This is a genomic window from Thermogemmata fonticola, from assembly GCF_013694095.1.
GTDB lineage: Bacteria > Planctomycetota > Planctomycetia > Gemmatales > Gemmataceae > Thermogemmata > Thermogemmata fonticola.
Genome location: NZ_JACEFB010000004.1, coordinates 200,925 through 220,711, shown reverse-complemented (window position 1 = coordinate 220,711; position 19,787 = coordinate 200,925). Strand labels below are relative to the sequence as shown.

10 protein-coding genes and 1 tRNA gene are annotated in these 19,787 nt (G+C 63.5%); 4 read left to right on the top strand and 7 right to left on the bottom strand.

Annotated elements, in window-relative coordinates; translation table 11 throughout:
- Positions 1-2: 2 nt before the first annotated feature.
- The 4 genes from H0921_RS08230 to H0921_RS08215 form a co-directional block, all read right to left on the bottom strand.
- On the bottom strand, positions 3-3,095 hold the full coding sequence (locus H0921_RS08230; RefSeq protein ID WP_194537569.1) for a calcium-translocating P-type ATPase, PMCA-type: 3,093 nt from the start codon (positions 3,093-3,095) through the stop codon (positions 3-5).
- A 224-nt stretch (positions 3,096-3,319) separates the two neighbouring features.
- A complete protein-coding gene (frr, locus tag H0921_RS08225) occupies positions 3,320-3,880 on the bottom strand; it encodes a ribosome recycling factor (RefSeq protein ID WP_194537568.1) in 561 nt (186 codons plus the stop codon).
- Positions 3,881-4,907: 1,027 nt separating this feature from the next.
- Positions 4,908-5,648, bottom strand: a complete 741-nt coding sequence (gene pyrH / locus H0921_RS08220; RefSeq protein ID WP_194537567.1) for a UMP kinase — start codon at positions 5,646-5,648, stop codon at positions 4,908-4,910.
- Between the two features lie 134 nt (positions 5,649-5,782).
- Entirely contained in the window at positions 5,783-6,565 is a 783-nt protein-coding gene (locus H0921_RS08215) for an MJ0042-type zinc finger domain-containing protein (RefSeq protein WP_194537566.1), read from the bottom strand.
- 303 nt (positions 6,566-6,868) lie between these two features.
- On the opposite strand from H0921_RS08215, the gene H0921_RS08210 reads away from it, so the two are divergent.
- Positions 6,869-9,265, top strand: coding sequence for a CehA/McbA family metallohydrolase (locus tag H0921_RS08210; RefSeq protein ID WP_194537565.1), 2,397 nt, complete (start codon positions 6,869-6,871; stop codon positions 9,263-9,265).
- Between the two features lie 349 nt (positions 9,266-9,614).
- A complete protein-coding gene (locus tag H0921_RS08205; RefSeq protein WP_194537564.1) occupies positions 9,615-12,599 on the top strand; it encodes a hypothetical protein in 2,985 nt (994 codons plus the stop codon).
- Between the two features lie 235 nt (positions 12,600-12,834).
- Here the strand turns inward: H0921_RS08205 and H0921_RS08200 are convergent, their stop codons facing one another.
- Complete coding sequence (locus H0921_RS08200) at positions 12,835-13,527, bottom strand: hypothetical protein (RefSeq protein ID WP_194537563.1); 693 nt, start codon at positions 13,525-13,527, stop codon at positions 12,835-12,837.
- A 159-nt stretch (positions 13,528-13,686) separates the two neighbouring features.
- On the opposite strand from H0921_RS08200, the gene H0921_RS08195 reads away from it, so the two are divergent.
- Together H0921_RS08195 and H0921_RS08190 are read left to right on the top strand one after the other, a co-directional pair.
- Positions 13,687-14,643 carry a hypothetical protein gene (locus H0921_RS08195; RefSeq protein WP_194537562.1) on the top strand — a complete coding sequence of 319 codons (957 nt, stop codon included), beginning with the start codon at positions 13,687-13,689 and terminating at the stop codon, positions 14,641-14,643.
- Positions 14,640-16,928 (top strand): hypothetical protein, encoded by a 2,289-nt coding sequence (locus H0921_RS08190; RefSeq protein ID WP_194537561.1) that lies wholly within the window; start codon positions 14,640-14,642, stop codon positions 16,926-16,928. The genes H0921_RS08195 and H0921_RS08190 overlap by 4 nt, the downstream gene beginning before the upstream one ends.
- An 88-nt stretch (positions 16,929-17,016) precedes the next feature.
- Here the strand turns inward: H0921_RS08190 and H0921_RS17860 are convergent, their stop codons facing one another.
- Both H0921_RS17860 and H0921_RS08180 read right to left on the bottom strand, forming a co-directional pair.
- On the bottom strand, positions 17,017-18,771 hold the full coding sequence (locus tag H0921_RS17860; RefSeq protein WP_228499229.1) for a DUF1559 family PulG-like putative transporter: 1,755 nt from the start codon (positions 18,769-18,771) through the stop codon (positions 17,017-17,019).
- 211 nt (positions 18,772-18,982) lie between these two features.
- A tRNA-Met gene (locus H0921_RS08180) sits at positions 18,983-19,055 on the bottom strand.
- Positions 19,056-19,787: the final 732 nt, after the last annotated feature.

Here is a 19,787-nt window from a genome sequence, read left to right as displayed (position 1 = left end):
TTTCAGGACAAGCGCTGGGGTAAAGGAGGCCGGACGGGCAGGGCCGCTGCGGGAGATCGGAACCACAGGCGGAAATGGCGAGCGATCTCGCGGAACAGCAGCACGCTGGAGGTTCCGGCCGCAATCAGCAGCCAGTCAGTCCACCGCAGCGGCTCGACGTGGAAAATCCCATCACCGAAGGTCACAATCAGCACTTGTCCGATGACGGTCAGCGAGGCAATGAGCAAAAATTGGGGATTTTCCCAGAGGCGGTGCAGGCCGCTTTCCGCCGGATCGAGCGAGCGGCAGTTGATCTGATTCCAGACCTGGAAGAAGACGTACACGGTGAAGAAGATGGTCACCTGGCGGACATTGAGGGGGGCGAATTCCCAGGGTTCGTAGTTGGGGCCGCTGCCCGCGGCGAACCAGCCGTAATGCTTCATGCCTAAAAGCAACGCGATCATGACTACGACGAAGAAGGCAGCGGTGCCCAGAATGGTCACGAGCATTTCGCGGGTGACGATGTTTTCATCGCGGCGCTTCGGGGGCTTTTCCATGAGGCGCCAGCGCGGCGGTTCGCTGCACAGAGCGATCGCTGCGAAGGTGTCCATGATGACGTTGATCCAGAGCAGTTGCAGGACGGTGAAGGGAGGGCGCAGGCCCAGGAATGGCCCCAAAAAGGCGATGGCCAGGGCGGAGACGTTGATGGTCAGTTGGAACTGGACGAAGCGCTGGATGTTTTCGTACAAGGCCCGGCCCCAGAGCACGCCGCGGACGATGGTGCCGAACGCATCATCGAGCAGGACGATCTTGCTGGCTTCCTTGGCGACTTCCGTGCCGGACAAACCCATCGCCAGTCCCACATCGGCCTTTTTCAGAGCGGGGGCGTCATTGGTGCCATCCCCGGTCATGGCGACGACATGGTTTTGCTGCTGAAGCAGCCGGACGAGGCGGTATTTGTCTCCTGGCAGGGCGCGGGCGAGCACCCGCAGGCGAGGCAGGATGCGGAGGGCTTCCTCATCGCTGAGCCGGGCGAATTCATCGTGGGTCAGAGCCAAAGCATCGGGGCTATCGAGCAAGCCGACTTCCCGCCCGATGGCCTTGGCCGTCTCCAGAGTATCGCCTGTGATCATTTTCACTTCGATTCCCGCCGAGCGGCAGCGCTGGATCGCTTCCTGCACGTCTTCCCGCAGGGGATCGCGGATGGCCACCCAGCCGTCGAAGATGAGGCCCTGTTCAAGCTCGTCGTGGTGGGCGTGGAGGACGTCTTCGTCCGCCGGCAGATGGGGGGGCAAGGGAGCATGGGCGAAGGCCAGAGTCCGCATGGCTTCGCGAGCGGCGGCGGCCAGTTGTTCCCGGATGGCCTCGCGCACTTCCGCTGTCAGCGGGTGGACGCTCCCGTCCGCCTTTTGGTAGTGGGTGCTGTGCTCCAGGAGCATCTCCGGCGCCCCTTTGACCAGCACCACGGCCTGGCCATCCACCTGCGTGACGGTGGTCATCCGCTTGCGCTCGGAAGAGAAATGCAACTGGTAGATCAGCGGGTACTGTTCGCGCCACTGGCGGTAGTCGATGGGTCCGGCACCGGCGTCGGCGCCGTCGCGCAGCCACAGGAGCAAGGCCCCTTCGGTGCTGTTGCCGATGACGGCAGGGCGGCCGTCGCGCTCTTCAAGATTGGCGGTGGAGTTGACGGCGGCATTGAGGAGCAGCCAACGGCGGGCCGCTTCGGAGGGCGCGGCGGCTTCGGAAGAAGACGACCCCTCCTCGGATGCCCGGCTGCTGCGACGCTCCCACACCTGCTCCCCGATGCCGTAGCGCGCCACCTGCATCCGATTCTGCGTCAGCGTGCCTGTCTTGTCCGAACAGATGACTGTGGCCGACCCGATGGTCTCGCACGCCACCAGTTGCCGCACCAGCGAATTGGCTCGGCTCATTTTCCGCCAGGCAACCGCCAGCGAGACCGTCACGCTCATTGGCAGCCCTTCCGGCACGGCCACTACAATGATGATCACCATGTACACGAAGTAGGAGAGCAAATGGCGGATGACGGTCAAAGCCTGGGCCGACGTTTCCGGCAGGAAAATCTCCCGCGGCTCGGCGAAGAACGCTCCCCGGATCAGCAAGGCGAGGAAGATGGCAATGGCAGCGGCGTAGCCGACGCGGCTGATGAGCTGGGCCAAGACGGCCAACTTTTCCTGCAACGGGGTGGATTGCTTGGAGATGGTCAATTTCCGCTGGACACGGGCTTCGGGCGTCTCCTCTCTGGAGAGGGTCTCGCGGTCTTCCTCCTCCTCGCCGGCAAGTTTGCGGGCGATCTGGCCCAACAGGGTATCATCGCCGACGTTGGTGACGATCATGTAGCCGACGCCGTCGATCACCTGGGTGCCGCGGAATACGTTGGCGGGGTCGTGGGGATCGTCATGGGCCGGTTCGGCCGGTCCCGGCTGCTTGCGTACCGGTTCGCTCTCCCCGGTCAACAGCGACTGATCCACGTATAACTCATTGGCGCGGATGACCCGCCCATCGGCAGGGATTTCATCCCCCATTTCCAGGAGAATCAGGTCGCCGACGACGACTTCTTCCAAGGGCAAGGCGTGCACCGTGCCGCCGCGCACGACTTTGACCATGACCGACTCGCGGGCAGCGTTGAGTTTCTCGAACTCCCGGTCGCTGCGGTACTCGCTCAGGAAGGACACGCCGGTGGCTAGCACCACCGCGACCATGACGGCCAGCCCTTCGTAGGAGGGATGTCCCTGGGCGATGCTGACGGCCACCCCGACACAGGCCAGGGCGAAAAACAAGGAGGGCAGCCACGCCGCCAGACGTTGCCAGAGCCAGCCAGCGACTCCCGTGGCCACCACCAGCGCCAACATGCCCAGCCCCGCGGACATACTGGCCTCGAACAGGTCCACCACGATCTTGAGCAGTGAGGCAGCCAGCAAAATCTTGATAATCGGCTCGTCGAATTTCTCCAGAAACTTCTGCCAGGCGGGCACGCGCGGCAAGGGCGTCAGGCGATTGGAACCAAAACGCGCTCGGCTATCTGCTACCTCCGCTTCGCTCAGTCCGTGATCCGTCGCCTTGGGATACTGGGCGGTGATTTCTTGCAAGGAACGCATGGCAGAGTCAGTATTGGGAAAGAAAGGTTGCTGTCAGGGAAAGAAAACACGTAGTTCGGGAGGCCTCCTGGTTTCGCAGGCAGCAATCCCAGCCGGGGTCCTGCCGCCAGTCTCCGCCCTGCTTCATCACCTTGCCGAAGGCAGAGAACGCTCCTCCGCGGAGTCCTCTCCTGCCGGGAACTCCGGGATTTTCGGCGGAACAGCTCCCCTATTAAAGGGTTATTCTACTGTTCCATCACTTCCTTTTCCTTTTTCGCTGCCAGTTCGTCGATTTTGGCTTCGTAAGACTTGAGCAGGTCTTGAATCTTGGCCTTGCCACGATCCCGTTCATCTTCTGTCATGAGCTTGTTCTTTTCGGCATCGTCGAAATGCTTGTTGCTATCCCGGCGGATGTTGCGGCAGGCGACCTTGGCGGCTTCCGCTTGCTTTTTGATCTGCTGGACCAGCTTCTTGCGCTGTTCCCCGCTCATCGGCGGCAGGCTCAGGCGGATCACCTTGCCGTCGTTGTTGGGGGCCAGCCCCAGATCGCTCGCCCGGATCGCCTTCTCGATGTCCTTGAGCATCTCCGCCTGGTACGGCTTGATGACGATCGTGGCCGCATCCGGACAGGTGATCGAGGCGATGTTCTTGATCGGCGTCGGGCTGCCGTAGTAATCCACCCGCAAGGGGTCCAGCAGATGGGGCGACGCCCGCCCGGTGCGCAAGCCCTTCAAATCGTTGCGGAACACCTCCAAGGCCTTTTCCATCCGCGTTTCCGCGTCCTTGAGAATTTCCTGAGTGGTCATAGCTTTCCCCTGCTATCCCGCTTGCCTGAGAATGCACGCTCCCGGAATCCCACCTCCACCAGGTGGCCTCATCATGATTATCCCAAGCCAGGCCAGGGAAGGAAAGATGCCGAAACCCGCCGCTGGAAAACGGCTCTCTTCCCCAGCTCAGTGCAGACTTCGAGGACAGAAACCGGCAGAGAGCATTCCACGGATTGGGATCGATTCTTCAAGCCAACCGGGGTGGGTCGGTCATGCACCCGGTTGGGTCGGTTGTTGGAATGGCTGAAGATCGGCCAGTTGGGTCAGGCGGTGGAATGGGCCGTAGGGCGAGGGGGATTGGGAGATGAAGATTGGGGAGATCGGGCCATGGGAAGGAGGCGCCCCCTCTGCCCGCAGGGCGGCTCACGGAGTAGGTAGCGCTCGGAGAATCGATCCGGGAGAAAAAATCCGGTGAATTGCGGTTTTCACCGGCGGCGGTAGGGATGGAACTGGACGGATAGCAGTTCGGTAGCTCAGCGTCAAAACAAGTCTTTCAGCAGGAGCAAAACAGGTCTTTCAGCAGGCGGATGATCTCATGAGCAATGCAGAGGATGACGTACACCAGCACCAGCAAGCCCAAAAGATAACTCATAACTGTTCCTCCGTTAGGATACCTTTGGATTCACCGCGGCACGACCCCAGGACGTTCTGAGCACGAGGCCGTCATCAGAGCGTCGATCGCCTCGCGGAGTCGCAATCCCTGCTAAGGCTCCCTTTTCTAAGGAAGCTCCGAAGTTCTGAATGGTTCGCTCCCATCGTTGCGCTCCCTTTTCTTTCGCCACTGGCGTTGTCTCCAAGAAATGATCCCGGACCACAGCAATCGGTTCGCTTTTTTTCCTCTTTCGGCCTTCCTCTTTTGGCATTCCGTTTTCCTGCCGCGAGGCAGTTTCCAAAAGGGATCACTTGCTCTTCGGCAAAGGAAGGGCCAGGGAAGGAGTCCCGGCGGAGGTCACGAGGAGAAGTTGCGGCTCGAACAGCGTCGAGCTGACGGAGTGAGGGGATACTCTTAGGCGCTGATGAGGGTTCCGATGCGGTGGCCGGCGATGGCGCGTTCGATGGCTCCTTCCTGTTTGTAGTTGAAAATGAGGATGGGCAAGGAGGCTTGGCGGCACATCTCGAAGGCGGCGATGTCCATGACCCGCAGGCCGTCCCGGATGACCTGTTCGTAGGTGAGGTGGTCATACTTGACGGCGTTGGGGTCCAGTTCGGGGTCGGCGGAGTAAACGCCATCGACCCGCGTGGCTTTGAGGACGATGTCCACTTCCAACTCCGTCCCGCGGAGGGCCGCGGCGGTGTCGGTGGTGACGAAGGGATTGCCAGTTCCGGCGGCGAGGATGACGATGCGGCCTTTCTCCAGGTGGCGCAAAGCTCGGCGGCGGATGAAGGGTTCGGCCACTGTCTCCATGCGGATGGCCGATAGGAGGCGGGTTTCCAGTCCCAGGGACTCCAGAGTATCTTGCAAGGCCAGGCCGTTCATGACGGTGGCGAGCATGCCCATGTAGTGAGCGGTGGCCGGCTTGATGGTATCGCCACCTGCGGTGAATTGAGCGCCCCGCAGCAGGTTGCCCCCGCCCACGACCACGGCTAGTTGCACCCCGCGCTGATGCACCCGCTGCAACTGGACCGCCATGTGCCGCACTTCATCGAGATTGATCCCCAGGCGGCTGCCTCCGTAACCGAGAGCCTCCCCGCTGAGCTTGAGCAGCACCCGGCGATACTTCGGAACCAGAGAGTGTGTCTCAGGCATAGTAGCTTCGTTATACGAACGGCACGGGGACTTGCCAGTCCCAGCCGTCATCCCCCCATGCTGGCTCCCTCACGTCGACATCCTGGCCTCCATCCCGGCGGGAAGGGGAACGGCACCGCGGCAATAGGGATTGGTCAATCCGGGGGGAAGGGGAGCTTGGGAGGGGAAGGCATCTTTGCCACAGGGGTGCTATTGCATCCTCCCGATACACCCAGTACGAAGATCACCATGAGCATGAAGCTAAGGGTCACGGCGGCGACGATCCGCAAGACCAATGGCTGCTCCGTCCGCAAATAGCCGATGCAGCCGAAGGCCAGCAGCAAAAAACCCAGCAACTGGCCATATCGATCGTACCACTGGGAACGGATGTTGCTGATGCGGGTATATTCGGCGCTGCTACTGGCTTCCACCAGTTTGGGGAGGTAACTCTCGGCAATTTTGGCCGCCTTCTCGATGTCTTTATCTTTGAGACGCCGTATTTCCAAATCTTGCTCCCATTTGAGCAGGTCCACACGGGCCTGGGCGCGCCGCGTGGCAGCCTCTCCGATTGGCGTCATAAAGGTGAACAGGATCACGAAGAAGACGCCCAGGGCAAACAGCACGGTGGGTATTCCGCCGATGGCAGCCAGGAAGTTGTTGGGAGGATAGGGCCGCTGATACGGTGATGCCACGAGGGAGGGGACCGGTATCTCCATGTAGGCTTCCGCTGGGGCCGGAGCAGGCGGCGGATCGGCACTTGGAACTGGCGGGGAAACCGCACTGGGGTCAGTAGGGGCAGCCCCGGCTGCCGCTTCCGCGACCAGACCTTCCGGGGCGACCACAAGAGCCGCCCCGCAACGTTTGCACCGGACCTTTCGGCCGACATCGGTAGGTCGGATGTTGTAAGCTGCTCCACAGGCTGGGCACAGGTTGTTCATCGCGAACTCCTGGAGTTTCGATAAGGAAACCGGTCGTATTATTGCCGGCTATCTTTGAGGATGCAAGCTCCGTAAGACTCCTTGCCGCTTTGAGGTAAGCGGGGATTGCGGTATTTTTCATTGGACAAAACCCTGCCGCTCTGGTGGGATAATAACATCCTGCCCTGCGGATGCTTCCCGTGCTATCGCCGAGGATGCCTCCCGTGCTGCCGTCCGCCGGAAGGAAAAGTTCAGGAGCATCCTCCCTGTACTGGGACAATCGGGTTGGTGGATGCCGCGGTCATTCGGAAAGGAGGAAGGGTCATGGTCTGCCGTAGTCGTATGGGATTGGCCGCCGGTGTGGTGCTGGTGCTGGCGGTGCCGCTGCGGGGAGCAGAGGGGCCGCCGGTGGTGGCGGTGGAAGGCCAGCCGTTGGCGGCGAATGTGGAACGGCTCATGCAGGCGCTGGAATTTCTCGGCGCGCCGCTGGAGGCTGCCACCGCCCGGTCGCTGCGCCAGGCCGTGCAAGCGCAGGATGCCCGCCGAATCCAGGAGATTCTGGACCAGCAGGTGCTCGTGGTGGTGACGCTCAATCCGGAGTCGCGGGTCAAGGCCGCCCGCGGACCGGCGTCGGCCCGGCTCCAGCAAGCGGGATACACCCCCGTGTTGATCAAGGTCATCAATGAGAGCACTGTCAAAAAGCCGCTCAACATCAGCAGTCCTCAGGCCGGACCGGTGTACAGCGATCCGGGGCGCCAGCAGCGGGACCCCAAGGCGGACCCGAACATTGTGCGCCGCTTTTTGCAGGTAGAAATGTTCCGCTCGCCGCCGATGACCGGACAGCTTAGCGGCTTGGGGGTGGAATATGTCATTGCCTTGATCTACTCCCGTGATGCTGGCCAACGAGAGGCGACCCTGGCCTTCGACGTGGGCCAGGGGACCCAGGATTTGGGCTTCCGTGGGGAAGTGCCGATCCTCTTCGAGGTCCGCCCGGCTATCGAGGTGCGCTTGAAGGTCCGCGACTTCGATGGCACGCCTACCGTGGGCCGCTTCACCTTCACCGATAAATGGGGGCATGTCTATCCCCCGCAGCCCAAGCGGCTTGCCCCGGACTTTTTCTTCCAGCGGCAGATTTACCGAGCGGATGGAGGAACCGTCCTGCTGCCGCCCGGCGAGTTCGAGGTGGAATACGGCCGCGGACCGGAGTACCGCCTCAAGCGTCAGCGGATTGTCATTCCCGACAAGGGGCCGGTGGAATTGAGCTTCACCCTGGAGCGGTGGATTCACCCGGCGGCCTGGGGCTGGTACAGCGGGGACCATCACATTCACGCGGCGGGCTGTGCCCACTACACCAATCCGACCGAAGGGGTCCTGCCGCAGGACATGTTCCTGCACGTCAAAGGGGAAGGCCTCAATGTCGGCTGCTGCCTGACCTGGGGACCCTGCTACGAGTATCAGCGGCAGTTCTTCGAGGCACGCCCCTGGTCCCGCAGCGAACCGTTCACCATCCTCAAGTATGACGTGGAAGTCTCCGGTTTCGGCTCCCAAGCCCTGGGGCATGTCTGCCTGCTCAATCTCCAGGACCAGACCTACCCCGGTTCCGAAGGAACCAAGTACAAAGGCTGGCCGAGCTGGACGACCCCCTTGATGCGCTGGGCCAAAGCCCAGGGAGCGGTGACCGGTTATGCCCACTCCGCCAGCGGTTTGGGAGTCCAGCCGGAACAAGCCGCCCGTCGGCTGCTCGCCGCCCTCGACACGAATCGGGATCAGCAGGTCAGCCCGGAGGAAGCCCGCCAGGGTTTGTTACCTCTGCCGGAACCCTTTGCCGCCATCGACCGCGATCAGGATGGCCGACTCACGGCGGAGGAATTGCTGCAAAGCACCCGGCGCACCCTGCGGCAACTGCCCAATCTCAACATTCCCCAGATGGACGGCATCGGCGCCCAGGAAGTCTGCGTTACCACCGCGATGGGAGTGTGCGACTTCCTCAGTGCGATGGACACCGACCGGATTCCGGAGTGGAACTGCTGGTACCACATTCTCAACAGCGGCTTCCCGCTGAAAATCTCCGGGGAAACTGACTTCCCCTGCATCTCCGGCAGCCGGGTGGGCCAGGGACGCGTCTATGTGCAGATGGGCAAGATCGAAGCCCTGGACTTCGCCCAGTGGTGCGCCCACCTGGCCAAGGGGCGCTCCTACGTCTCGGATGGTTATGCCCACGCCCTGGAGTTTACGGTCAATGGTGTGGCTCCCGGCTTCGGCACCGTCCAACTGAACTCCCCCGGCAAGGTGCGAATTCGGGCCAAGGTCGCCTTCGGCAGCGAAGTGGCGCTCGGAACTGCTCCGGGAGCGGCCGTTCCCCAGGGGAAAACGCGGTTGGTGGAGCTGGTGGTCAACGGCCAGGTGGCAGCACGTCAGGAAGTCCCCGCCGACGATCAGGTCCATGAGGTGGAATGGGAAGTGCCGATTCGCAAAAGCTCCTGGGTGGCCCTGCGGCATCTCCCCCAGATGCACACCAATCCCGTGGAGGTTTTGGTGGGAGGGAAGCCGATCCGGGCCAGCCGGGCCAGCGCTTTGTGGTGCGCCGGGGTCATCGAGCAACTCTGGCGCATGCGGGCCGACCACATCAAACCCGAAGAACGGCCTGAAGCAGAGAAAACCTTCCGCAAAGCCATCGAGATTTATCGCCAGCGGGCCGCTGAGGCCGAAGAGGGAAGCTGACCGCCTCTCCCATCTCCTCTGGCCGCGCTGAAAACAGTTCTCTGCACCGATTCGTTCCCCTCGCTGGACGCCGTGAGGGCGGTAGACCAGGGAACTGCCTTCCCTGCGGGGGTAGACTTCCTCCGAGAGCCGGCCGTGGCTCTCAGAGCCGGGACTGCGCGGCCAACCCTGCCGGCTTTGCCCAGTCGTCCTTCCTTGTTTGCTTCCCGCTCTTTGGTCCCTTGGCGTGAATTGGGTCAGAGTCCGGGGACCCAACCGGTCCCTCGGCAGCTTCCGTGGGAACGGTCATGTTGCCCTTTCCCCGATCCGAAGTTGTGGGTATAGGCGGTGGGGGGAGGAGGACGGGACGATGGCTGGGCGCGTGCGAAGGCAGGTTCCGCGATGGCTCCAGCGGTCCGGGCTGGGGCGGGGAGCGGTGTTGGTCCTGCTGGCGCTGGCGGTAGCAGTCTGGCCTGTGCAGGCGGAGCAGATCCACCGGCATCAATTCAGCGGCCGCCAGACGGCCTGGCAGCGGGGGGAAGCCAATGTGCGGGTGGATGTCCTGGAGCATGACATCTCGCGTGTGGCATTTCACAGTCAGCCGTCGAGCGAGCATATCAAGCTGGTCGCGGAAGCAGGTACAGGGGAGACGGCGTACATTCACTGGTATTACGAGACGCCGCCGGCCTTGGTGACGGAGTTGCTCTCTGCGACGGTGTGGGTGAAAGCGACGCGCGGCGGCATCCAGTTGCGGGCACGGGTGGTCTTCCCCAAGGAACCGGACCCGGCCAATCCTCAGACGCCGCTCACCTTGCTGCTCCAGGGGGATACGTATCCGGCGGAGCGGTCGCGGCGGTGGTGGCCGTTGAAATTGCAGGATGTGCCCCGCCTGTTATCCCGGCAGTTGCCAATTTTGCAGGCGCGTATTGGCCGCACAGTCAACCCCCAAGGGGCGTACATCGACCGCTTGATCCTCAACGTGTACACCGGTCCCGGCCCGCTGGAACTGTGGATCGACGATTTGGACATTGGTCCGGTGGATGCCTCCCGGCAGGTGGAGAAAGGGGCTGCTCAGATGACCGGTCGAGGGGGCGGCAGCCGCTGGCGGCGGGCGCGGCTGGTCGAGCAGAGCGGAGGGCAGTTGCTGGTCGATGGCAAACCGTTTTTCTTCCGGGCCATTCGTTATACTGGCACGCCCCTTCACGTCTTGCGGCAAGCCGGGTTTGACACCCTTTGGCTGCCCCCTGATGCGGCTACCGAATTGCTCGCCGAGGCGGAACGGGAAGGCTGGCTGGTGATTGCGACCCTGCCGTTGGCTCCGGCCCGCGAAGAAGCAGAGGGGGGGCCGGTGGTGGAACGTGCGGTGTCGGAGTTGAGTCCGGCCCTGCGCCGCTTCAGCGAGGCGGATGTGCTCTTTTACGATCTGGGCGGCGGTCGCAGCCGGGCCGACTACGAACGGGTGGAGCGCACCCATCAGGCGGTGCGGGCCATCGATCCGCGCCGGCCGCAAGGGGTGGATGCCTGGGACAGCTTCGCCGGCTATTCCGCCCTGGTCGATGTCGTGGGTGCCCACCGCTGGCCGCTGTTCACCTCGCTGGAACTGAGCGGCTACCGCGACTGGCTGGCCCAACGCCGGGAATTGACCGCCCACCGCGCCGTCTTCTGGACCTGGGTGCAGAACCACCTGCCGGACTGGTATCTGGAGTCCGTCCTGGAGGCGCCAGAGCCGGGCAGCGGCGAAGCAGCGTTGCCTCTGGGACCGCAACCGGAACAAGTCCGCCTGCTGGCCTACATCGCCGTGGCCTGCGGCTGCCAAGGACTGGGCTTCTGGTCTGACCGCTTCCTGGCCGATTCGCATCATGGCCGCGACCGCTTGCAGGCCCTGGCCATCCTCAATTGTGAACTCGATATGCTCAGTCCCGTGCTGCTCGCCCCACGAGATACCCAGCGCACGCAGTGGCTCAAGACCAGCCATCCCCAGGTGCAAGCGGCACTGATTCGTTCCGAACGCGGCCTGATTGTGCTCCCCATTTGGTTCGGTCCCGCAACTCAATACGTCCCGGAACAGGGAGCAGTGGCGGCCTTGACCGTGGTGGTGCCCTTGGTGCCAGAAGGGGCGGACCCCTGGCGGATCACCCCCGCCGGCGTCGAATGCCTGGCCCATCACACCCGCAAAGTCGTGGGAGGGACCGAACTGACCCTCCACGAATTCGACCTGGTCACGCCGATCGTCTTCACCAGCGACCGCCTCGGCTTGGTGGCCTGGTGGCAGGATTACGTCCGCAAATATGGCCGGCTGGCTGCCCGCTGGGCGATGGATCAGGCGGCGGTCAGCTACGACAAGGTGCGCCAAGTCCACGAGCAACTGCAAGCCCTGGGAGCCAGAGTGCGCGACAGCGAGGAGCTGTTCCTCCAGTCGGCCCGCTTCTATGCCGAGGCCCGGCGGCACTATTCCGCGGAGCTGTACGATAAAGCCTTCCGCGAGGCCCAGCGCGCCCTGCGGCCGCTACGGGTGCTCATGCACGCCCACTGGCGGCAAGCGGCCAGCAGTCTCGATGTACCAACCGCTAGTCCCTACGTCGTCAGTTTTGCCACCTTGCCCAAGCACTGGCACCTGGCCCGTGCCGTGCAGAACGCCCGAATCGGAGACAACCGGCTTCCTTCTGGGCAGTTTGAGTTGGCCACTTTGCCGCCGTCTGGGGCGCCCGTGTCGGCCATGCCTGGCTGGTCCGCCCGTTTTGGAACGACCGACCGGGTAGAAGCCGCAGCCGGGATTGTTCCCGCCGAAACGGTCCGCGCCAAGCCGGCTTCTCCGCCGAGCCGTCCCGCACCCTTGACGGTGGGGCTGTTCAAGCCGAGCCGCCTGCCCCCCCTGAGTGCGGGAGAGGCTGAGCCAACCCCTCCTGTGGCCGTGGGCCGCTCCGTCCTGCGCTTGGAAGTCCGCCGCCGGGTGGAAGCCGCCGCCCCGGAGCGCTCCGAACCCGCCCCCGCACCCCTGGAGCGTACCTTCCTCGCTGTGGATAGCCCCGCGGTGACTCTGCCCCCTGGCACGTTGGTCCGCATCAGCGGCGCCTTCTGCATTCCCCAGCCTCTGACCGGCTCCGCTGACGGCCTGCTCTTCTACGACGACGCCGCGGGCGAACCCCTAGCCCTACGCCTCCATTACCAGCCCCACTGGAAGCGTTTCCATCTCTACCGCCGCGTCCCCGCCGATGGACGCCTCGCCTTGACCGTCGCCCTCACCGCCGTCGGCGTCGCCTACTGTGATGACCTGCGGATCGAACCTCTCCTTCCCGCGACACCGCCGCCCGCTCCGGCAGCCGTGGCCGAAGATTCCGCCGTGTCATCCCGCTAGCACCGCAGGGAATCCGCATGTCATCCCGCTAGCACCGCAGGACCGGACGCCGAGGAAAAAGACCGTTCTCTTTTCAGGGGGGGAAGCCAGGAGCGCTCGACTGGGTCAGGGGAAACCCCCTGATCTCACCGTGCCTCCGCGGTGCTAGCCGATGGTCTGTGGGGTTGGTGGAAGGCAGATTCCATCCAACAGGGCGGAAGAGGGAGGAGGGGGAAGCTAGCGGGGCGAAGCCGTTTCACTTCAGGGCCGGTCGTGGGGGTGGGGCCACGGGTAAAGGCGGCAGTTTGTTCTCCGGCGGCGGAGGAGGAGATTTTTTCTCCGGGGGTAGCGGTGGTTTGTCCTGGGGTTTCTTTTCCGGGGGTAGCGGTGGTTTGTCCTGGGGTTTCTTTTCCGGGGGTTTGGGTGCGGATGCCGTCTTCTTCAATTCGCTGCGCACGTCCTCGATGACCACATGGAGGCGGAAGGCTTTATGGGCCAGGGTGGGTTCCCGTTCCACCTCTTGCAGTCCCAGATCGATGCGCTGCTGGACAGGGGGCCGATGGGACAACAGCGGTCGCACGGTGAGCAGGGCGCCGTGGTAGAGGCGGTAGGTGCCGGCGTAATCGCGGGAGTTGTTGTACAGCTCCGCTCCGAGGTTGTGGACATCGCGCAGGGTATCGACCACCAGGCGGTCAAAGGCGGCCGGATCGGTGGGTAAGGGGAGGGGTGGCTGGGCAGCCGGTGGGGCAGCGGGTGGTGCGGGCGGTTGGCCAGCGGATGGCGCGGGCGGCTGAGCGGAAGGGACCGGCTGAAGGGCGAGGAGAGCAGGGGGTTGGGCCAAGACCGGCTTGCTCCCTAAGGCCAGAGTGAGGAAGAGCAGCAGCCAGGTCCAAGCCGGCGGGCTGCCGAGAATGCAAGGCGACCATCGAGGCGGGAGCCGGAGAGACATCGGAAATCCTCCCACAACTGGAAGCCCAAGCGGGCGGGGATCGTTGTGCCACCGAGGCGAGGGATCGTCATCTTGCCCTGTGGGGATCGGGCTTGCAAGGCGATCCGAGCTATGGTTAGCATACGCCCGGTTTGAGGGACCCTGCAAGGACGCACCGTTGTGGCCGATGCACTCACGCACCTGATCACCGCCGCTTTGAGCCGGGCGGCTGCCCATCCCGGCGGCCTGCCTCTGTTTCCTTCCCGCCAGGGGGAAGGGGGGTTGTTTCCCGCCAGCAAAGCGGGGCGCACCGCGGCGCAAAAATGCCTGGCCGAGAATTGGCTGCAACTCGTTCCCCCCTCCCGTGCCGCCGGCGCGGGAACCGCGGCCTCGGAGCGCTACACCCTCAGCGACCGCGGCTGGCAACGCCTGCTCCAGGAAGCCCAGCCCCGTCAGGTCCTCGAAGATTTCCTGCGGGTGGTCGAAAAGCGGACGGCCCTCGTCGCGGAATGGCTCAGTGCCGCTCAGCGGCTCCAGGAGGAATTGCAGGAACTGCGGCAGGCCCTGAACCGCTGGCTCGCCGCGAGTGCACCGCCGCTGCCAGCCCAACCGAGCCGCAATACGCCTCCGCCGCTGGATCGTGGCATATCTTCGCCGGAACGCAGCGTTTCGCTTCAGGAGCCTCCCGATTCGTCCGGAGCGGCCACTGCGGAGATAGCGGCGGCGGAAGCGATCCTGCACGCTCTGGCGGAATGGTCCCGCCAGGGTGGGGCCGATTGCCCCTTGCCGGAGCTGTTCCGGGCGGTGTCCCAGCGCCGGGCGCTAAGTATCGGCTTGTTCCACGATGCCCTGCGCCGTTTGCAGGCACGCCAGGCGCTGGCCTTGCATCCCTGGACCGGCCCCCTCTACGCCTTGCCGGAACCGGCTTACGCTCTCCTCGCCGGTCACGGTGTCGCCTATTACGCCAGCCTCCGCCCGTGCACTCCCACCTCGGCTGCTGCCCGCCCTATTCGTGAAGCAGGGAACCCGCCTCCCGTTCGTGAAGCAGGGAACCCGCCTCCGGCCGCCGTCGCTGGCGCTGCCCCCTTGACATCGACTCTCGCCCCTGCCTTGGCTTTCCCGGAGAACCAGCCATGACCCGAAGCGTTGCTGCCGATCCGCCTGCTCTCTCGGAGCCGACCCGCCGCATTCTGCAACGGCTCGGCAACCCCTTCCGCAACTACTTCGCCCGCAATCCCGACGACGAAGTCTGCGCCCGCTATCACGTCCCGGAACTCTTTGCCGAGGAGCGGCAGTTGCTCCACGCCATCATCGACCAGTACCGCTATCAACCGCGGTTGCATTCCGAAGTGGTGCCGGTGCTCGGCAACAAAGGAGCGGGCAAAACCCACTTACTGCACTCCATCAAACACGGCGAAGGAGGACAATGGCAGTTGCTCGTCACTCCGGGAGTGTACCAGCGGGAATGCGACTTCCTGGAGTATCTGTTGTTTCAGATTCTGGACACTCTGCTGGGCGGCGGACGACAGAAAGGGCTTCGGCCTCTGGAGTACATTGGGGAGCGTCTGCTGCGTCAGGCCCTGCTCCAGACCCTGCCGCAACTTCCGGATAACGCCCTGCTGGACCTGTTCCCTGCGGGAGGCTTGGGGCGCTGGGGCCGGCGCTTGGGTTGGGGACTGGCCCAAGCCCGCCAGCGGCGGCACCAGTTGCTCGAAGGCTTGCAAGCCGCCGAACAGGCCCCCCCGTTCCTGGCGCCGCCTTCCCTGCTCGCCCTGCTCCACCAAACTGGCGTGGAACCGGAGCGCCTGCTTCCACTCTTCGACCACTTCCGTAACGAAGGCGATCCGCGCAACCCCGCCGGCTTGATGCGCCGCTTCATCCTTCGCGGCTTCGCCCATGCCATCCTCCGCCGGGATGAAGCCGAATTGGCGAACTTCCTCACCTACGGTTTTGCGGAGCTGGAGTTCCACGTCCGCCCGACCCGCCAGGACCTGGTGCTGGCCCTGTTCAAAGTGCTGATGGACCTGTTCGCCTCCCTGCACATCCCGGTCGTGGTGGCCTTCGATCAGTTGGAAGACTTGCTCCTGGTCCGCCGTGGCGACGATGTCCACCGGACGGCCGAAGCCTTCTTCGCTGGTATCGTCCAGGTCCTGCATCAGTTGGATGGCCTCTGCTTCCTCATCTTCGCGGAGCGCGGCTTGTGGAACCGCTTTGTCCCCTCGCTGGACGGCTACATTCAGGATCGCCTGACCCATCCGGTGCACGTGGCCGGTTACGGGACGGTTTCCGCCGTGCGCTTGGAAGCGCCGCCGCCGGAGTTGGTCCGCCAGGTCATCGCTGCCCGCCTGCGCCCCTGCCATGCGGAGTTGCCGCCGGAAGAGGTCCTCTCCGACATCTTCCCCTTCCGTGAAGAGCAGGTCCAGCGCATCGCCCGGACCGAACCGACCCTGCGCGACATGCTCCAGCAGTGCCGCCATCTTTACGACCATCTGGTCTATGGCCCGGCGGAGTGGGAAGCGGGTTCCCCCCCTCCCTCTCGGATCACTTCGACCCTGGAAGCGGTGGAGAATGAAGCGACGGCCGCCGGTGTGACCCTCCGCCAGGTCGACGTGATTGAAATCCCAGCGGAATCCGCTCCGGCCTGCGGGGATGAAGCGCCGGCAGAGTCGCCGATCCCGCCGGCGGAGGCGGCTAGCTCCACCGCCACGGTTCCCCCTGCACCGGGGGAAGTCCCGGCGGCCATCCCTGTGGCATCCTGCCCGGAACCGGTTCCGTCTGCCGCCCGCACCACCCTGACCCCCCAGATGATGGCCGAACTGTGGGACCAGGAACACCGCACCGCCCGCCGCCAACTCGAACCGGAAGGGGCACTCACGGGCGCCACCCGCGAATTGCAAGCCGCCCTGGGACAATTCCTCGCCCACTGCCTGGAACATGGGGTCAAAGTCGGACCCTGGCGCCTGCAACATGTGGTGCCCGAATATGTCTTCAGCGATCATCCCACCTACGGCGTTGTCTCCCTGGGATACTGGGCCTGCAAGGATGGCCAGCCCTGGAAGGTGGCCGTGGGACTGTTCCTCGCACGGGGGGCGGGCAAACCGCGCGAACTGGAAATCAAATTCAGCCTCTTCGACCAACAACCCCCGCCCCTGGACCTGCTCGTCCTGCTGCGCCCCGAAGACGACCTCTCCCTGACCGGACGAAGCAAAAAACTCTGGAGCGAAGCCGAGCAGCGGGGGCACCTGGCCCGCTTGGAACCTGCCTCCCTCGACACCCTGGCCCAGATTTACGCCTTCCCCCGCTGGCTCGCCGCCTTGCGCGAAAGCCTGCCGGAAGGCGTGCCCCTGCCCAATCTCGCCGACCTCATCCAGCAAAAATGCGAGCACCTGCTCACTCAGGTCTGCATGCCGGTACACACCTAAACCTGGATCAGGTGGTGAGAGACAGTCAAGCTCCACCCATCCACCTGCTCCAGGGCAGCCATACCCCCTCGCTCGAAGTCGCCAGCGATCACTCGAAGTCGAAATCGATGGGTTGGCCGTCGTCACGCTGGATCAGCAGGCGTAACCTTTTCTCCCCGATCTTTTTCAAGTCCAGGACGCGGATCGAGCCATCGCAGAGCGCGGCGTTGGTCTGGGTCTCGCGGGGCAGCGGTTGCAACGGGGGCAGCGGCTTTTTGGGATCGAAGGGAATGTCTTCGGGCTTCGTCCAGGGCACCGGCGGACCGGCTTCGATCACCAAAATAGTGTTGGACAAGCCATCCGTTATAGCTTGGAGTTTGATCTTCTTGCCGGTTTCAAAGACGGCTCCCGGACCGGAGAACCCCTTGTAGTAAGTCAAGCCGGGGAACTGAGGCAGGCTGGGGGATACGTAAATCTTGGGCATCTGCTCGATCAGCTTTTTGTTGTGCTCGCTGTCCCAGGGTTCATCCAGCTTGAATTGTTTATAAAGGGCCTCCTGTTCGATGTAGGGTAAGATGGCGACGCGCCAGCTCAGCAGCGGTTTGCCGTTTTTGTCCACAATATCCTGGGGTAAATGGCCGTGCACATCGTGGAAGTTGTGGCAAGCCAGAGCGATCTGTTTGAGGTTGTTCTGCGAAGACAACCGGCTGGCAGCCTCCCGGACCCTCTGCACCGCCGGCACCAGCAAACCCATGCCGAGACTCACTACGTTGGTCCACTGGTTGATGTCCTCGAGTTGGACGCGGGTGTAGAGGCGGCTTTCCTCCCGCTTGATCCACTCCTGGGGTTTGGCCAGCCACTCGTCGACCGTCTTGAGCATGCCCAACATGACCACGGCTCCGGCGGTGTTGGGCAGCTCGGAAAGGGGCAGCGGCGGTTGGCGCTTCGGATCGAACAGTTGCTGTTCCATCTCCTTGGCGAACAAGGCCAGTTGTTGGCGGCCTAGCTCGCACAAGGCTTGCAAGGCTTTTTCTGCCTCTTGAGCTGCCACTGCGGTTCCGAACTCGGCCGTGACATCGAGGCTGATTTTGTCGGCCAATTGCAGCGCGCCGACCACGGTCCGCATCTTCAAAAGCGGCTGGAACGGCGGGGGAATCTCGCGCCGGACGTGCTCAGGAATCGGCAGAGAGGCCATGTGGACCGCCACGGTGACGTGATTCCGTTCAGCCTGACGCAGAATCGCGTGCCAGGGATGATCCCGTCCCTCCGGCTTGGCCCATAGCAGCGGCATCTTCTGAACCTGGCCGACGACAATATGCTGGCGGTCGGGGAACCACAACTCGATAGGGTCGGCCTCGCTGCGGTAGACAGTCCGGCCCCCTTCCAGACGGACGGCAGCCGCGGCGGGAATGTAAGCCCGCACCACCTCCTGAGGATCAAACGCTTCCCGGAAGCGGAGGATCACGTAGAGCAACGGCTCCCGGACTTCTCCATCCTGACGCTCTTCCTCCAGAAGGCAGACACTGATGCGGTCCAAAGTGGAGATTTTGGGGACAAAGAGAGTGTCGAGACGCTGCAACGCTTCCGGACCGGCTTTGAGCACGATGTTCCGCAGAGGGGCCATGCGCTCGTGTTTCCAGATGGCCGCGGCCTGAACGTGCACCAGAGCAAACGCGTGGGGGGGAATGAGAGCCAAGTCCGAAGCCAGGGGGACTTGGGCCTCCCGCGCCTGGCCGCTCGTTCGGAGGGAACCGGGCGGTTGAGCCAACGAATCGCCTGAGGGAACTAAAGCCACGCTTGCGGTCAGACCAACCAACAGAATGCCCAGCGCGGCAGGGGCCGGCTTCGACGAAATCCGTGTCATGACCAGGTCTCCAGAGATGGAACGGTGGAAAGGAGAAGGGTCACCCACAACCCGCCGTAGGTTGCGAGACTTTATTTTATGTCATCGAGGAGTTAAACGGAAGCATTTTGTGCGGAACTGGACGCGGGACGAGGGCGAGCTTGTATTCCAGGTTGGGAGTTGCGGCTGGCCACTGCTTTGATCGGCCTGCAACAAGCTGCACAAATCCCAGTAGCGGGGGTGGGAATCGAACCCACGACACGTCGCTTATGAAGCGACTGCTCTAACCCCTGAGCTACCCCGCCGCACAGGTGTAAGACATGTTAGATGACGAGCGGGAGTTGGACAAGAGACAGCGCCAGAGACCTCGGCGGAAGGGCGCAAGAGTTCGGTTCCTCTCGGTGCGAGAGTTCGGTTCGATGCGAGAGTTCGGTTCCTCATATCGAGACGAAGCGGCGCCCTGACGGTCGGTATGGGGGAGCGGCACGCCTATCGACGCTCATGGAGGAGAGGTGGAGGTGAGCGTCTGAGAAGCATCGGTTCCATTTCGGAAACTGGGAACGGGCGGGGGCACAGGGCGGGTTCCAGGACACCGTGGAGCAGGGACCCAGGGGACAGGGCGCGAGGCTGCACGCAATCCGCTAGCTTCTGCCGTCCCAACCTTCCTTCTGGCGTTGCCTTCTGTTAAGCCTTTGGCTTGAGCACGCGAAAGCGTTATAATTGGCATGCGGGGGGATTCTGGTTTGAGGGGTCCGGTCTAAGGGGAGGGTGCTGTCTTCCCCAGACCAGGGCGGGAAGCGATGGGATGCTCCGAAACTTGCTACCCGAAGGCGAACCCCCTGCGCGGGGGGACCGGCCTCTTCGACTCCGTCCGCAGGGGCAACAGAAAAGGCGCGGCTAGCGGAGCCAGAAGGGATTCAGGACTTTGAATCGTCATTGGGACTGAAGAGCGAGTAGGAAAAAAATCAGAAGAGCGACGGCGTCGGCGGATTGCGCGGTTTTCCCGGTTGTGCGTTTTCCCGATGGTGAGATGGTGA

Coding starts and splice junctions, on each gene's coding strand:
- H0921_RS08200 (WP_194537563.1), bottom strand. CDS start 13,527: ATGTCTCTCCGGCTCCCGCCTCGATGGTCGCCTTGCATTCTCGGCAGC.
- H0921_RS17860 (WP_228499229.1), bottom strand. CDS start 18,771: ATGACACGGATTTCGTCGAAGCCGGCCCCTGCCGCGCTGGGCATTCTG.
- H0921_RS08210 (WP_194537565.1), top strand. CDS start 6,869: ATGGTCTGCCGTAGTCGTATGGGATTGGCCGCCGGTGTGGTGCTGGTG.
- H0921_RS08190 (WP_194537561.1), top strand. CDS start 14,640: ATGACCCGAAGCGTTGCTGCCGATCCGCCTGCTCTCTCGGAGCCGACC.
- H0921_RS08205 (WP_194537564.1), top strand. CDS start 9,615: ATGGCTGGGCGCGTGCGAAGGCAGGTTCCGCGATGGCTCCAGCGGTCC.
- frr (WP_194537568.1), bottom strand. CDS start 3,880: ATGACCACTCAGGAAATTCTCAAGGACGCGGAAACGCGGATGGAAAAG.
- pyrH (WP_194537567.1), bottom strand. CDS start 5,648: ATGCCTGAGACACACTCTCTGGTTCCGAAGTATCGCCGGGTGCTGCTC.
- H0921_RS08230 (WP_194537569.1), bottom strand. CDS start 3,095: ATGCGTTCCTTGCAAGAAATCACCGCCCAGTATCCCAAGGCGACGGAT.
- H0921_RS08215 (WP_194537566.1), bottom strand. CDS start 6,565: ATGAACAACCTGTGCCCAGCCTGTGGAGCAGCTTACAACATCCGACCT.